General features: G+C 69.4%; 13 protein-coding genes and 1 pseudogene. 6 read left to right on the top strand and 8 right to left on the bottom strand.

Annotated elements, in window-relative coordinates; all coding sequences use genetic code 11:
* Nucleotides 1-18: 18 nt before the first annotated feature.
* The 5 genes from pstA to HXX10_RS10870 form a co-directional block, all read right to left on the bottom strand.
* The gene (gene pstA / locus HXX10_RS10890; RefSeq protein ID WP_296522219.1) at nucleotides 19-858 is read right to left on the bottom strand and encodes a phosphate ABC transporter permease PstA; all 840 of its coding nucleotides are present in this window, start codon (nucleotides 856-858) and stop codon (nucleotides 19-21) included.
* Nucleotides 859-862: 4 nt separating this feature from the next.
* Nucleotides 863-1,840 (bottom strand): phosphate ABC transporter permease subunit PstC, encoded by a 978-nt coding sequence (gene pstC, locus HXX10_RS10885; protein WP_296522218.1) that lies wholly within the window; start codon nucleotides 1,838-1,840, stop codon nucleotides 863-865.
* Between the two features lie 187 nt (nucleotides 1,841-2,027).
* The gene (gene pstS / locus HXX10_RS10880; RefSeq protein ID WP_296522217.1) at nucleotides 2,028-3,077 is read right to left on the bottom strand and encodes a phosphate ABC transporter substrate-binding protein PstS; all 1,050 of its coding nucleotides are present in this window, start codon (nucleotides 3,075-3,077) and stop codon (nucleotides 2,028-2,030) included.
* Between the two features lie 220 nt (nucleotides 3,078-3,297).
* Nucleotides 3,298-4,572: an ATP-binding protein gene (locus HXX10_RS10875; RefSeq protein ID WP_296522216.1), complete on the bottom strand. Its 1,275-nt coding sequence runs from the start codon at nucleotides 4,570-4,572 to the stop codon at nucleotides 3,298-3,300.
* Between the two features lie 139 nt (nucleotides 4,573-4,711).
* Nucleotides 4,712-5,740, bottom strand: a complete 1,029-nt coding sequence (locus tag HXX10_RS10870; protein ID WP_296522215.1) for a lysylphosphatidylglycerol synthase domain-containing protein — start codon at nucleotides 5,738-5,740, stop codon at nucleotides 4,712-4,714.
* Nucleotides 5,741-5,995: 255 nt separating this feature from the next.
* Here HXX10_RS10870 and HXX10_RS10865 point away from each other — a divergent pair, with 255 nt between their 5' ends.
* Together HXX10_RS10865 and HXX10_RS10860 are read left to right on the top strand one after the other, a co-directional pair.
* Entirely contained in the window at nucleotides 5,996-7,186 is a 1,191-nt protein-coding gene (locus tag HXX10_RS10865) for a CoA transferase (protein WP_296522214.1), read from the top strand.
* Between the two features lie 214 nt (nucleotides 7,187-7,400).
* The gene (locus tag HXX10_RS10860; RefSeq protein ID WP_296522213.1) at nucleotides 7,401-8,192 is read left to right on the top strand and encodes an enoyl-CoA hydratase; all 792 of its coding nucleotides are present in this window, start codon (nucleotides 7,401-7,403) and stop codon (nucleotides 8,190-8,192) included.
* Between the two features lie 210 nt (nucleotides 8,193-8,402).
* Here the strand turns inward: HXX10_RS10860 and HXX10_RS10855 are convergent.
* Nucleotides 8,403-8,775, bottom strand: a pseudogene (locus tag HXX10_RS10855) (DUF1254 domain-containing protein); the annotation flags it as partial.
* Nucleotides 8,776-9,133: 358 nt separating this feature from the next.
* Between HXX10_RS10855 and HXX10_RS10850 the strand changes: the two are divergent.
* Entirely contained in the window at nucleotides 9,134-9,763 is a 630-nt protein-coding gene (locus tag HXX10_RS10850; RefSeq protein ID WP_296522211.1) for a glutathione S-transferase, read from the top strand.
* A gap of 258 nt (nucleotides 9,764-10,021) precedes the next feature.
* Nucleotides 10,022-10,825, top strand: a complete 804-nt coding sequence (locus HXX10_RS10845; RefSeq protein WP_296522209.1) for a transporter substrate-binding domain-containing protein — start codon at nucleotides 10,022-10,024, stop codon at nucleotides 10,823-10,825.
* Nucleotides 10,826-10,892: 67 nt separating this feature from the next.
* Here HXX10_RS10845 and HXX10_RS10840 read toward each other — a convergent pair whose 3' ends face one another.
* A complete protein-coding gene (locus HXX10_RS10840; protein WP_296522207.1) occupies nucleotides 10,893-11,873 on the bottom strand; it encodes a tripartite tricarboxylate transporter substrate binding protein in 981 nt (326 codons plus the stop codon).
* Between the two features lie 359 nt (nucleotides 11,874-12,232).
* Here HXX10_RS10840 and HXX10_RS10835 point away from each other — a divergent pair, with 359 nt between their 5' ends.
* Entirely contained in the window at nucleotides 12,233-12,934 is a 702-nt protein-coding gene (locus HXX10_RS10835; protein WP_296522205.1) for a GntR family transcriptional regulator, read from the top strand.
* 28 nt (nucleotides 12,935-12,962) lie between these two features.
* Nucleotides 12,963-14,036 carry a mannonate dehydratase gene (locus HXX10_RS10830; RefSeq protein WP_296522204.1) on the top strand — a complete coding sequence of 358 codons (1,074 nt, stop codon included), beginning with the start codon at nucleotides 12,963-12,965 and terminating at the stop codon, nucleotides 14,034-14,036.
* A 72-nt stretch (nucleotides 14,037-14,108) separates the two neighbouring features.
* Here HXX10_RS10830 and HXX10_RS10825 read toward each other — a convergent pair whose 3' ends face one another.
* Nucleotides 14,109-14,318: a hypothetical protein gene (locus tag HXX10_RS10825; protein WP_296522203.1), complete on the bottom strand. Its 210-nt coding sequence runs from the start codon at nucleotides 14,316-14,318 to the stop codon at nucleotides 14,109-14,111.
* Nucleotide 14,319: the final 1 nt, after the last annotated feature.

The following is a 14,319-nucleotide window of genomic DNA, read 5'->3' as shown; positions in this document are numbered from 1 at the left end:
TCGAGACATCGATGGACGTCATTGCGTGTTCCTCGTTGCCGCCAGGGCGCGCGCCGAAATGCTGAGAGCGAGCACCGCGAACGTGATGATCAGTGCTCCGGCCCAGGCGAGCTTCTGCCAGTCGGGATAGGGGCTCATGGCGAACTGGAAGATGACCACCGGAAGGCTCGACAGCGGCGCGGTCATGTCCGTCGAGAAGAACTGGTTGTTGAGGGCCGTGAACAGCAGCGGCGCGGTCTCGCCGCTGATGCGGGCGATCGCCAGCAGGATGCCGGTGATGATCCCGGCGCGGGCCGCCCGGTACGACACGTTGGCGATCACGTGCGAGCGCGGCAGGCCGAGCGCGGTGGCCGCCTCGCGCAGCTCGCGCGGCACGGTCAGCAGCATGTCCTCGGTGGTTCTGACGACGACTGGGATCACCAGCACGGCGAGCGCGAGCGATCCGGCGATGCCGGAGAAGTGCCCGAGCGGCCGGACCACCACCTCGTAGATGAAAAGGCCGATGACGATCGAGGGGGCGCTCAGCAGGATGTCGTTGATGAAGCGCACCACGCTGGTGAGGTACGAGTAGCGCCCGTACTCTGCCATGTAGGTGCCGGCGAGAATCCCGATCGGCGTGCCGATCGCGACCGCCACCGCCGACATCATCAGGCTGCCGATGATCGGGTTGAGCAGGCCGCCCTGGGCGCCCGGCGGCGGAGTCATCTCGGTGAACACCGCGAGCGACAGGCTTCCGAAGCCGTTCCACAGCAGGGCCCCGAGCACCAGCACCAGCCAGCCGAGGCCGACCACCGTGGCGCCGAGCGACAGGCTCATGACGATGCCGTTGGCGGCGCGTCGTCGTGCGTAGAGGGTCATGGTGTCACCCGATCCGGCGCTCGATGCGCATCAGGAGGTAGCGCGCGATCGCCAGCACGATGAAGGTGATCACGAACAGGATGAGGCCTAGCAAAACCAGCGACGAGGTGTAGAGGTCGCCGAGCGCCTCAGTGAACTCGTTGGCGATGGAGGCCGAGATGGTGGTTCCGGGCGCCAGCACGGACGCCGAGATGCGGTGGGCGTTACCGATCACGAAGGTCACCGCCATGGTCTCGCCGAGCGCCCGGCCGAGGCCGAGCATCACGCCGCCCGTCACGCCGACGCGGGCGAACGGGATCACCACGTGGCGCACCACCTCCCAGGTGGTGCAGCCGAGCCCGTAGGCGGCCTCCTTGAGCACCGGCGGCACCGCGTCGAACACGTCGCGCGAGATCGAGGTGATGAACGGCAGCACCATGATGGCGAGGATCAGGCCGGCGGTGAGGATGCCGATGCCGTAGGGCGGCCCGGCGAACAGGTTCGACAGCACCGGGATCGGGCCGAACAGATCGATCAGCGCCGGCTGCAGGGTCCGCTGCAGGAACGGCGCGAAGATGAACAGGCCCCAGATGCCGTAGATGATGCTCGGAATGCCGGCGAGCAGCTCGATCGCGATGCCGATCGGCCGCCGCAGCCACGGCGGGCACAGCTCGGTCAGGAACACGGCGATCAGCAGCCCGAACGGAACCGCGATCACCATCGCGATGATCGAGGTCACCAGCGTCCCGTAGATCGGCGCCAGCGCACCGAAATTCTCGGTGACCGGGTTCCAGCGTTCGCTGACCAGAAAGCCGAATCCGAAATGGCGAAGCGCCGGGAGGGACCCTTCGACCAGCGCGATGATGACGCCGCTGAGAATGATCAGCACCGTGATGGAGGCGCCGAAGGTCAGGCCCCGGAACGTCGCGTTGGTCAGTCTGAGTCGGACCAGGACTCCGGATCGGTCGGGCGGGGCTGACGTGGCGGCCGGTGCGTCACCCATTGCGATATCGACCACTGGCAATCTCCGCTGAGACATGATGCGGGCCTCCCGACGACTGGCGGGCACCGAGGAGCCCGTCACGGCAGCTCGACCGCAATGCGGCGATCGGCCGGTCATATTAAGGTGGAGGTCCGTCGGGCGCGAGGGAGAAGGCCCGGAGGCCTCCTCCCGAGGTGCCTTGGAGCGATCAGTGCGAGGCGCCGAACAACGGCTTGCCGCCGGCGTCCTTCATCTCGGCCGCCCAGGTCTTCTCGACGCTCTGCACGACGGTATGCGGCATCGGGATGTAGTCGAGGTCTTCCGCCATCTTGTCGCCCTTCTCGTAGGCCCAGGCGAAGAACTTCAGGGCGGCGGCGGCGGCAACCGGATCGGTGGGCTGCTTGTGCATCAGGATCCAGGTCGCCGTGGTGATCGGCCACGTGCCGGCACCGGCCTGCTCGGTGATGATCACGCCATAGCCCGGGACCGAGTTCCAGTCGGCGCTGGCGGCGGCCGCCTGGAACGACTTCATCTCCGGCTCGACCGTCTTGCCGTCCTTGTTGATCATCTTGGTGTGGGTCAGCTTGTTCTGCTTGGCGTAGGCGTACTCGACATAGCCGATCGAGCCCTTGGTCTGGGCGACGTTGTTGGCGACGCCCTCGTTGCCCTTGGCGCCGATGCCGACCGGCCACTCGACCGAGGTCGCGGAGCCGACCTTGGACTTCCAGTCCGGGCTGACCTTGGCGAGATAGTCGGTGAAGTTGAAGGTGGTGCCGGAGCCGTCCGAGCGGTGGACGACGGCGATCGCCTGGCTCGTCAGCTTGGCGGTCGGGTTCAGCTTCTTGATCGCCGGGTCGTCCCAGGTCTTGATCTGGCCGAGGAAGATCTTGGCGAGCGTCGGGCCGTCGATGACCAGATCGCCGGGGCTGACACCGTCGAGATTGATGACCGGCACGATGCCGCCCATCACCATCGGGAACTGGACGAGGCCGTCCTTGGCGAGCTGGTCGCCCGTGAGCGGCGCGTCGGTGGCGCCGAACGTGACGGTCTTTGCCTGGATCTGCTTGATGCCGCCGCCCGAGCCGATCGACTGATAGTTCAGGCCGATATTGGTTTCCTTCTTATACGTATCCGCCCACTTGGCGTAGATCGGATACGGGAAGGTGGCGCCGGCGCCCGAGATGTCGGCGGCCGCGGCGGGGGCGACGGACGCGGCGACGAGCGCGCCGGCCGCGATGAGGGCTTGGTACAACTTCAAGGGGTCTCTCCTGTCGAAAACGAACCGTCCGGGGCAGGCCTCGCCTGCGTCGCCGGTCCGCCCGTTCGCTGGATCGTCGGTGGCGGGCTCAGTCCCGCCCACACGGTCTCGACTGTCGGCCGGCCATACGCGGGGGCACGACCACCGGTCGACAGCACGGCTTGTCTTACGCCGGGCCGGTCACTGTTCTATGAGCAATTAATGACAGTTGGATGACAGTCTAAGACGCTGAAATACCGTCAATTCTAGTCGCAGACGGCGATCCTGTCACAATCGGCAGGCGGACCGTGAAGGTCGCCCCGGCGCCGGGCGTGCTGTCGATCCCGAGGCGGCCGCGATGGCGCTGCAGGATGTGCTTGACCAGCGCGAGGCCGAGCCCGGTGCCACCCTGGGCGCGGCTTTCGGCGACGTCGGCCCGGTAGAAGCGCTCGGTCAGGCGCGGCAGATGCTCCGGCGCGATGCCCGGACCGTAGTCTCGCACCGAGACGGCGACCTCGGTGCCTTGCAGGCCCGGCTCGCGCAGGATGGCGAGCTCCACCCGGCCGCCGCTGGCGCCGTATTTCAGGGCGTTCTCGACCAGGTTCTCGAAGGCGCGGAGAAGCTCGTCCCGGTCCCCCGCCACGGTGACGGGCTCGGGCGGCGGGTCGAACGCGATGGCGACGCCGCGCTCGCCGGCGATCGGCTGCAGCCCGTCGGCCACCTGGCGCAGCAGCAGCACGAGGTCGACCGGGCTTTCCGGCCGGACATGGGCCTTGAGCTCGATGCGCGACAGCGACAGGAGGTCGTCGATCAGCCGCGCCATGCGGCTCGCCTGTGCCCGCATGATGCCGAGGAATTTTTCGCGCGCCGCCGTGTCGGCGCGGGCCGGGCCCTGCAGCGTGTCGATGAAGCCGGACAGCGAGGCGAGCGGGGTGCGCAGCTCGTGACTGGCATTGGCGATGAAATCGGCCCGCATCTGCTCGGAGCGGCGCAGCGGCGTCAGGTCGTGGAAGGCGACCAGCAGCAGGCGCTCGCCGTTGCGCGGGTCGGGCCCGGCCGGCAACCGCACCGGGGCGATCACGGCTTCCCACCAGCGTTCCGCCGGCACCCGCTGGAACATCTCGGTCCGCACCGTGCCGCCCTCCTCGGCGGCGCGGCGCACCGCCTCCAGCACGCCCGGATGGCGCAGCGCGAAGGACAGCGGGCGGGCGGTGGCGAGGGCCGGCGCCACCTCGACGGCGCGCCGGTTGAAGGCCCGCACCAGGCCGCCGCGCTCCAGCACGATCACCGGGTCGGGCACGCCCGCGATGGCGGCGTCGACCACCAGGTCGTCGGCATCGCCGCGTCGGCCGAGCACCTCGGCCCCGGCCCCGCGGGCGGCCGCCGCGCGGCGAATGTCGAGCAGCACGCCGAGCGTGATCGCTGCGAAGACGATCACGGCCGGGACGACGCGGATCTCGCCGGCCAGCACGGCCGTCGCGAGTGCGATGGCCGCCGCCGGGAGCACGAGCCGCACGCGCCGGAGACCGGCCGCGATCGTTGCGACCTGCCGGCGTGCCTGCCCCCAAGCTCCCTGATCGTCCTGCGCGAACGTCATGCCGCCGCCGTTCCTGAAAGCCGTCGTGCCGGTCTGCCGCGACTGGCCGTCGTCGCGGTCAGCCGGGGCGGTGCTTCTTGCGCTCGCCGGCCGGCCGGGCGTGAGCCGCCGCCGCGCGCGAGCGCTGGACCCCGAGCCAGATCTCGCGGCCGCCGAGGATCCCGAGCGCCAGCGCGAACGGGACCAGATAGTACAGCAGCCGGAACAGCAGCAGCCCGGCCAGGAGCTGCTCCTTGTCGTACTGCCAGAGCGCCACCAGCATGGCTGCGTCGAACACCCCGAGCCCGCCCGGCGAATGGCTGGCGAAGCCGAGCAGGGTGGCCGCGACGAAGATCACGGCCACGGTGACGAATCCGATATACGGCTCGTGCGGCACCAGCATGTACATGGCGGCGGCGCAGCAGGCGAGATCGACGATTCCGATGCCGATCTGCAGGAGCGTCAGCGGCCCGCCCGGCAGCGTCACCTCCCAGTTGCTCCGCCCGATCACCCGCGGGGTCCGCCACACCCAGCCCACATAGGTGGCGAGCGCCAGCAGGGTCAGGATCGCCAGGCCGCGGTTGATCCAGGTCGGCGCCTGGTTGATGGCGGAGGCGGCCTCCGGAGCGTGGGCGATGCCCAGCCCCAGCACGGTGGCGTTGCCGAGCCAGAAGGTGAAGCCGGCGACGAAGCACACCTTGGCCACCTCGATGGCCGACAGCCCGTGCAGCGAGTAGATGCGGTAGCGCACCGCGCCGCCCGTGAAGGCGCTCGCCCCGACATTGTGGCCGACCGCGTAGCTGGTGAACCCGGCGAGCGCGGCGACCCGGTAGGAGATGTCGCCGCGGCCGATCGCGTGCAGCGCGAAGACGTCGTAGAAGGTCAGGGTGAAATAACCGGCGGCGACGAAGCCGGCTGCCAGCAGGATGTCGCGCCAGGAGATGGCCCGCAGCGCCTCGATCACCTCGTGCAGGTCGATGCCGTGCAGCATCCGCCAGAGCACCACGGCGGCCGCGACGATGACGGCGAGGCTCACCAGGAAGCCGACACGGTGCCAGCCGATTTTTCGGTCGAAGGCCTCCGAGGCCACGCGCAGCCGATCGTACATGCTGGGTCCTGGCACTCCTGCAGGATGAGGACGGGCCGCCGCGCCCCGGACGCGACCGCACGCCTCTAACAGAACGCCGGCGCGAAGGCGAGCGCCCGGCCTGCGGCCGTATCGCCCGGCCGTGCCGCCCGCCGGCGCGGCGCGACGGTGGACAAGGGCCGCGGCATCGGGGATGGTCTGCGCCGCGGCGGCCAGGGCGCGTTCTTCGTTCGAGAACGCTCCAGGTCGCCGCGACACGTGACGGAGAGCTCGCGAATGCCGCACCAGCAGGCCTCGACGGCCCTGTCCCGGTTCACGGTGCTGGATCTGACCCGGGTGCGGGCGGGACCGACGGCGGTGCGCCAGCTCGCCGACTGGGGCGCCAACGTCGTCAAGATCGAGACCCCGGCCCATCTCGCCATCGGCGAGGACATGGGTGGTCCGCGCGACGGGCCGGACTTCAAGAACCTGCACCGCAACAAGCGTGCACTGACCCTCGACCTCAAATCGGAGGCGGGGCTCGCGGCGTTCCGCCGCCTCGCCGCCAAGGCCGACGTGGTGGTGGAAAACTTCCGTCCCGACGTGAAGGAGCGGCTGGGGATCGACTATCCGACGTTGCGAACCGTCAACCGGCGGTTGGTCTATGCCAGCATCTCGGGCTTCGGCCAGACCGGGCCCTATGCGGGGCGACCGGGCTTCGACCAGATCGCCCAGGGGCTGGGCGGCCTGATGTCGATCACCGGGCTGCCCGGGCAGGGGCCGGTGCGGGTCGGCATCCCGATCGCCGACCTCACGGCGGGGCTGTTCTGCGCCATGGGCATCCTGGTGGCGCTCCTGGAGCGCGAGGTGTCGGGCGAGGGCCAGGGCGTCGAGACCTCGCTGCTGCAGGCCCAGATCTTCATGCTCGACTTCCAGGCGGCGCGCTGGCTGGTCAAGGGCGAGGTGGCCCGGCAGGCCGGCAACGACCACCCGACCTCGATCCCGACCGGGGTGTTTCAGACCGCCGACGGCTACATCAACATCGCCACCGCCGGGCACGCCACCTGGGAGCGGCTGTGCCACGCGCTGGGTGCGCCGGAGCTCCTCGACAACCCGGACTATGCCGGCGGTGCGGCGCGCTCGAGGAACCGGGTCGCCCTCAACGCCGCGATCACGGCCCGCACCCGGCAGGCGACCAGTGCCGACTGGGTGGACAAGCTCAACCAGGCCGGCGTGCCGTGCGGGCCGATCCTGACCATCGACAAGGTGTTCGGCGACCCCCAGGTGCGCCATCTCGGCATCGCCCGGCCGGTCGAGGGCGCCGAGTCGCCGCTCGCGCTGGTCGACCAGCCCTTCGCCCTGTCGCGCACGCCGAACCGGCTGGCGAGCCCGCCGCCGGCGCGCGGCGAGCACAACGACGAGATTCTTCACGAGTTCGGCTTCAGCGCCGAGGAGATTTCGGCCCTGCGCGTCGCGCGGGCGATCTGAGAGGGACGGCGCCGGCGATCCGCTTCTTCACCTCCCCCTGGAGGGGGGAGGTCGGCCGGCCGCAGGCCGGTCGGGAGGGGGTGATCGGCGAAGCCGAGCTTGCGGCTTCACCCCACCCCGGAGCGCGCCGGTGGCGCGCCCCGACCCTCCCCCTCCAGGGGAGGGTGAATGAATGCTTTGCAGGAGTCCGGCCGGTGCCGGAACGGGGGAGACGATGACGCAGACCGACAAGATGCTGGCCACGATCGAGGACGGCATCGGCACGCTGACCTTCAACAATCCGGAGCGGCACAACGCCGTCTCGCTCGACATGTGGGAGGCGGCCGGGACCATCCTGGAGGGCTTCGCCCACAACCCCGCCGTGCGGGTCGTGGTGCTCACCGGCGCCGGCGGAAAAGCCTTCGTGTCGGGCGCCGACATCTCCAGGTTCGAGGACGAGCGCGCCAATACCGACGCCTACGAACGCTACAACGCCGCCGTCGATCGCGCCTCGACGCTGCTCTACGAGTTCCCCAAGCCGACGCTGGCGATGATCCGCGGCTACTGCCTGGGCGGTGGCGTCGCGCTGGCGGTGTGCTGCGACCTGCGCATCTGCTCCGACAACTCCCGCTTCGCCGTGCCGGCCGCCAAGCTCGGGCTCGGCTACGCCTATGCGGGGCTGAAGAAGCTGGTCGACCTGGTCGGCCCCGCCTTCGCCAAGGAGATCCTCTTCACGGCCCGGCAGTTCTCGGCCGCCGAGGCGCACCAGATGGGCCTGGTCAACCGGTCGGTGCCGCAGGACGATCTCGACACCTATGTGCGCGACTATGCCGGCATGATCGCCGACAACGCGCCACTCACCATCGCGGCCGCCAAGGTGGCGATCGGCGAGGCTTTGAAGGACGAGTCGGCCCGGGACCTCGGGCGCTGCGCCGCCCTGGTGCACGCCTGCTTCGAGAGCCAGGACTATGTCGAAGGCCGCCGCGCCTTCATGGAGAAGCGCAAGCCGGATTTTTCGGGGGCGTGACGGGTTTGCTCGGGGCGCCGTCCCAAAAGCCTCTCCCCGCGCGCGGGCTACGGCATGCACACATCGCTTGCCATGCATAGGAACCGTCATGCGCGGGCGCGACCGGTGAAGCGGAATTTCTTCGAATTCCTCGACTTCGCCTTGCAGTTCGCGCCGGCGAGCCCGGACGAGATCTGCGTCCGCGAGCAGCTCGCCCGCATCGGCGTCGGGCCGCGTGCCGGCATACCCGAAATTGTAGGTGTTGCCGTCGCAGAGCTGGACCGCGTAGCAGCGCCTGGGATCGACGGCCGGCACCGACAGCACCATCGGCTCGGCGCGCAGATCCATCCAGACACTGGAATTGGGCGTGTCGCTGTTTGGCGTGACGACGGTCGTGTGTTGCCAGGTGAAGACGCGCCTCGTTGTGGAGCTGGTTGAACGGCGCCTTGAACTGCGGCGACGCCGTGTCGACCGCGAACTCGTGCATGACGCCGTAATTCATCACGATCGGCAGGCCGTAGATGAGGCCGGCCTCGGCGATGTCCCTGGCCTTGAAGAAGCCCGAGCGGCCCGGCGGCCGCGCCTGCACGGATCCGGCCGCCAGCGTGGACCCGGCGAGCGCGCCGAGCGCGGCGGTTCACAGAAGATCGCGTTTCGTCAGCATGCGTCGTCTCCGTGCCGGCCCTGTGCGGCCGCCGATCCGTCGGCCGGGGCAGCGTACCAAGTTACCGCTTCGGCCCCGCCTCGCAATTCACGGGTCCGGCAACGGAGGTGCGGCGCCCCGTCGTATCGGTCTGTTTGCCCTGCTGCAGGCGGCGGCGGGCGCTGCCGTAGTCCTGCCGTGGCGGTCGCGGAATAGACCCGCGCCAGCCCGACCATGCGATCCAGCCAGTGCTTGTCGTCGCGCAAACCGCTGATAGGGTGGCGGACGACGCCCCTCGACCGAACCCCAGATGCATCCGATGTTCACGCTCTACTACGCGGCGCACACCTGTTCCCTGGCTTCGCACATCGCGCTGGAAGATGCCGGGGCGGATTACGACCTGCACCGCATCGCGTTGGCCACCACCCAGCAGCAGTCGGCCGACTATCTCGCCATCAACCCGAAAGCACGGGTGCCGGCGCTGGCGACGCCGCGCGGCGTGCTGACCGAAACCCCGGCGATGCTGGCCTTCATCGCGCAGAGTTTTCCGCAGGCGCAACTGGCGCCGCTCGACGACCCGTTCGCCTTCGCCGAGTTGCAGGCATTCAACTGCTATCTGTGTTCGACGCTGCACGTCGCCCACGCGCACCGGATGCGCGGCCATCGCTGGGCCTATGAAGAGTCGTCCTTCGCCGACATGCAGCGCAAGGTGCCGGACTCGGTCGGCGCCTGCTATGAGCTGATCGAGACCCGCATGCTGCGAGGCCCGTGGGTGATGGGCGAGCGCTACAGCATCGCCGACCCGTATCTGTTCACGCTGGCGCAATGGCTCGAGGACGACGGCGTCGATCCGGCCCGCATCCCCGGCGTGATCGCGCATCGCGCCCGGATGGCCGCGCGCGCCCAGGTGCAACAGGCGATCGCGCAGGAGTTGACCGGCTCGAATTGAGACGGTTTCAACGCTCCGCGATGCTGGCCAGGGCGAACTCGCGCAGCACGCCGGTCGGCGGCATCCACTGACCCGCTTGCATGTAGTTTCCCGCCGTGATGGCGATCACCAATTGCAGCTTCGTGCCGCATGGCAGGTTCCTCGGCGCGACGCGGCATGGTCGGCGCAGGTGCTTGCGGAACGGCTCAGGATCGCGGAAGCTCTGCGCCGGAATTCCCCCCGCGTGCCGATTTTCGCAGCCGATCTCAGGTGAGCAGCATGGCCCTCGTCAGCCGCAGACTCTTCGCATCCTTCGTCGCCGTCGCGATGCTCGCAGCGACCGGCGGCCTCGCAGCCGCCGATCCCGAGGCGAAGCTTATCCTGGCGCCGTCCGGCAAGCTGCGCGCCGGCCTCTACCCCGGTACCCCGACCTCCTATCTGGCCGGCAAGGACGGCGGTGCGCCGCGCGGCGTCGGCTACGAGCTCGGCAAGGCGATGGCCGAAAAGCTCGGCGTGCCCTACGAGCCGGTGGTGTTCTCCAAGAACGCCGAGGTGTTGGAGGCAGTGACCTCGGGCGCCGTCGACGTCGCCTTTACCAACGCCTCGGTGGCGCGCGCCAAGGTGATGGATTTCGGCCCGGCCTATCTCGACATCGAGCTCGGCTATCTGGTGCCGAAGGGTTCGCCCGTGACGGCCGTCGACACGGTCGACGCCCAGGGCGTGCGGGTCGGCGTGACGACGGGCAGCTCGTCCGACAGCGTGCTGTCGCGCGAGCTGAAGAACGCCGAGGTGGTGCGGGTCGAGACCGTGCTGCTCGCCGCCGAGATGATGGCGGCCGGAAAGCTCGACGCCTTCGCCACCAACAAGGCGACCTTGTTCGAGATGGCCGAGAAGGTGCCGGGCTCGAAGGTGCTCGACGGCCGCTGGGGCATGGAGCGCCACGCCATCGCCATCCCCAAGAACCGCGACGCCGGCCTGCATTTCGTCCGGACCTTCACGGCCGAGGTGAAGGCGAGCGGCTTGGTCGCCGGCGCCGTCGAGCGGGCGGGCCTGCGCGGCGCCCAGGTGTCGGAGATGAAGTAGGGGCAGGCTGTTTATCTCTCCCCGCGTGCGGGGAGAGGTGACGAAGCGGTGGTGAACCGAGCGTCCCTCACGGCTGCTGGACGCCGGCGGCCTTGACGACCTCCTGCCACTTCTTGCGCTCGGCCGCGATGAAGGCGGAAAACTCCTCGGGCGTGTTGGGCGCCGCGATGGCGCCGACCTCGGCCAGCATCTTCTGCACCTCCGGGGTCGAGAAGATCGCCTTCACGTCGGCGGCGAGCTTGTCGACGATCGGACGCGGCGTGCCGGTCGGGACGAACAGCCCGTGCCAGGAGGTGGCGTCGAAGCCCGGCAGCGTCTCGGCGATGGTCGGCACGTCGGGCGCGATCGGGCTGCGCGCGAGGCTGGTCACCGCGATGGCGCGCAGCGAGCCGGACTTCGCCTGCGGCCAGGCCAGCGTCATGTTGTCGAAGGCGAGATCGATGTGGCCGCCGATCAGGTTGTTCATGATCTCGTTGGAGCTGCGATAGGGCACGTGGGTCATCGTCGTGCCGGTGCGGATCTTGAACAGCTCGCCGGCGAGGTGGTTGGAGGCGCCGACGCCCGAGGAGCCGAACACCAGCTTGTCGGGGTTCTTCTTCAGGTAGTCGGCGAGCTCGGCGACCGTGGTGACCGGCAGCTTGGGGTTGACGACGAGGAGGTTCGGCAGGGTCGCGAACAACGACACCGGCTGAAAATCCTTCTCCACGTCGTGCGGCATATTTTTGTAGACGAACTGGTTGATCGAATGGCTCGACACCGTGCCGACCAAGAGCGTGTAGCCGTCCTTCGCGGCGCGGGCGACCACGGTCGAGCCGATATTGCCGCCGGCGCCGGCGCGGTTCTCCACCACGAAGGGCATGCCGGTCTTCTGCTGCATGGCGTTGGCGAAGATGCGGGCGAACATGTCGGTGGTGCCGCCGGCCGTGAACGGCACCACGATGGTGACCTGGCGGGTCGGCCAAGCGACGGGCTGGGCGCCCGTCTGGGCGGCGGCGGTCGCGAGCCCGGCCAGCAGGGCCAGGGCGACGGCGGCGAGAAGCTTACGCATGCGTCATCTCCATGGACGTTCCGGATGGTTCGTCTGGGGGCGTTTTCTTCGAGCAGCGGTCTTCGAGGGAGCGGGTTCTTGTCGGCAGCGCATTTGTCGGGGCAGCCTGTTCCCGGCGGGGTCTTTCGTCGAGTGGCTTGTGGTCGAGGCGTCGTGATCGAGGGCCGTCCATCCCTCCGGCGGCGGCTCGCCGGCGGGTGGGCGGCATGGTCCACCCTCGTAGGTCGAGGGCCGGGCCGGGTCAATCAGTAATGCATCAGATTGACTAACTGATGCATCAGTGCCTATAGGAGGCCGACCGGCTCGTCCGGCGACGCGCGAGAAAAAACACGCAGGCAGGACACGCAGGCAGGACCGAATTGGCGATCGTCCCCCTCTCGAGGATCCGGGAGTCCGACGCGCCCCGCGCGACCGCGGGCGAGCCGGTCTACGAGCGGTTGCGGCGCATGATCGTCACGCTCGAGCTCGAACCCGGCGCGGCCATCAACCGGCAGGCGCTGCAGGCCACCTTCGGGCTGAGCTCGACGCCGGTGCGCGACGCGCTGATCCGGCTCGCCCAGGAGGGCCTGGTCGACATTGTCCCCCAGAGCGCCACGAGGGTCAGCCTGATCGACCTCGCCGCGGCCCACCAGACCCAGTTCCTGCGCCGCGCCGTCGAGCAGGAGGCGGTCCGCCTGCTGGCGGCGTCGCCCGACCAGGAGTTTCTGCCGGAGCTGCGCGAGATCCTCGACGCCCAGGCGGTGCGGGCCGCGGCGGGCGACATCGACGGTTTCGACGTGCTCGACCGCGCCTTTCATCGCCGCTTGCTGGAGCTCGCCGGCGCCCCCGACCTGTTCGCGCTGGTGCGGGCGCGCTGCGGCCATATCGATCGCATCCGCCATCTGCATCTGCCGGTCGCCGGCAAGATGGGCGAGGTGGTCCGCGACCATGCCCGCATCGTCAAGGCGATCGCGGCCGGCAATGCCGGCAAGGCGCAGGCGCGGCTGCGCGACCATCTCTCGCGCTCGCTCGCCTATGTGCAGACGCTGCGGGCCGCCCATCCCGATTTCTTCCGCGACTGAGACCGGCACGAGCCACACGAGGCAGGCGATGTATATCGGCGAGCAACTGATCGAACCGACCGACGCGCGGCTGCGCCTCTCGGCCCAGCTCGGCTGTCGCGGCATCGTCATCGACTCGCGGCCCGCCCGCGAGGTGGCGGACGACGATGGACGCTGGAGCCCGACCAAGGTCGCGGTGCTGCGGCGGCGCATCGAAAGCTTCGGCATGCGGCTCGACGGCATGGCGCTCGACGTCGGCTCGATCCTGCTCGACAGCTTGCGGGCGCCCGAGCGGGCCGCGGCAACCGCGAAACGGTTGCGCCAAAACATCCTGGCCGCTGCCGAAGGCGGCGTGCCGATGCTCAAATACACGGTCGCCATGGTCGGCATCACCCGCACCGGCGTGGTCGAGGGTCGCGGCGGCATGCAGTGCAGCACCTTCCGGGCCGCCGACTACCGGCCCGAGGCCGACGCGCGGTTCTCCTACTGGGGCACGGTGCTGCCCGAGGACGGGCAGGGCGGCGCCTCGCCGGTCGAGGCCAAGGGCGCGCCCGAGACCTGCGGCCAGGTGATGGCGAGCGAGGCCGGCGCGATCAGCGAGGCCGACGGCTGGCGGGCTATCGCGTATCTGGTCTCCGAGCTGCTGCCGACCGCGGAGAAGGCGGGCGTAAAGCTCGCCTGCCATCCGCACGACCCGGCCTATCCGCCCGGCGGCCTCAACGGCGTCCACCATGTGCTCGGCTCGCTGGACGGCCTTCGCCGCTTCGCCGCGCTGGCGCCGGCGAGTCCGTATCACGGCTTCAACTTCTGCCAGGGCACCATCGCCGAGATGTCGACGCGGCCGACCGAGACCGTGCTGGAAGCGATCCGCGAGTTCGGGGCCCAGAAGCGCATCTTCATGGTCCACTTCCGCAACATTTTTGGCGGCTATCTCGATTTCCGCGAGGCGATGCCGGACGAGGGCTCGGTCGACATGCCGGCCTGCATCCGCGCCTATCGCGAGGTCGGCTACGACGGAATTCTCTGCCCCGACCACGTGCCGCTGTCCGACATCGATCCCGGCCGCGAGCGCTTCTTCTCGTTCTGCCTCGGCTACACGAAGGCGCTGCTGCAAGCGGCGTGAGCAGCGTCGTGAGGGCATGGCTTACCTCTCCCCGCGCAGCGGGGAGAGGTAAAGGAAACGTCTCGCAGTTGGCTATTTGGCCACCCCCCGGCACGCCGCCCACACCTTCTCGGGGCTGGCCGGCATGTTCATCGTGTAACCCGCCGGACCCGGGATCGCGTCGGCGATGGCGTTCATCACGGCGGCGAGCGAGCCGGTGGTGCCGGCCTCGCCGACGCCCTTGACGCCGAGCGGATTCGTCGTCGCCGGCGTGTTCTCTTCCGCGGCCGCGACCGGCGGCATG

Origin of the sequence: Rhodoplanes sp. (genome assembly GCF_013377085.1) — a bacterium.
Classification (GTDB): Bacteria; Pseudomonadota; Alphaproteobacteria; order Rhizobiales; family Xanthobacteraceae; genus Rhodoplanes.
This window is presented reverse-complemented; position numbering and strand designations above follow the sequence as displayed.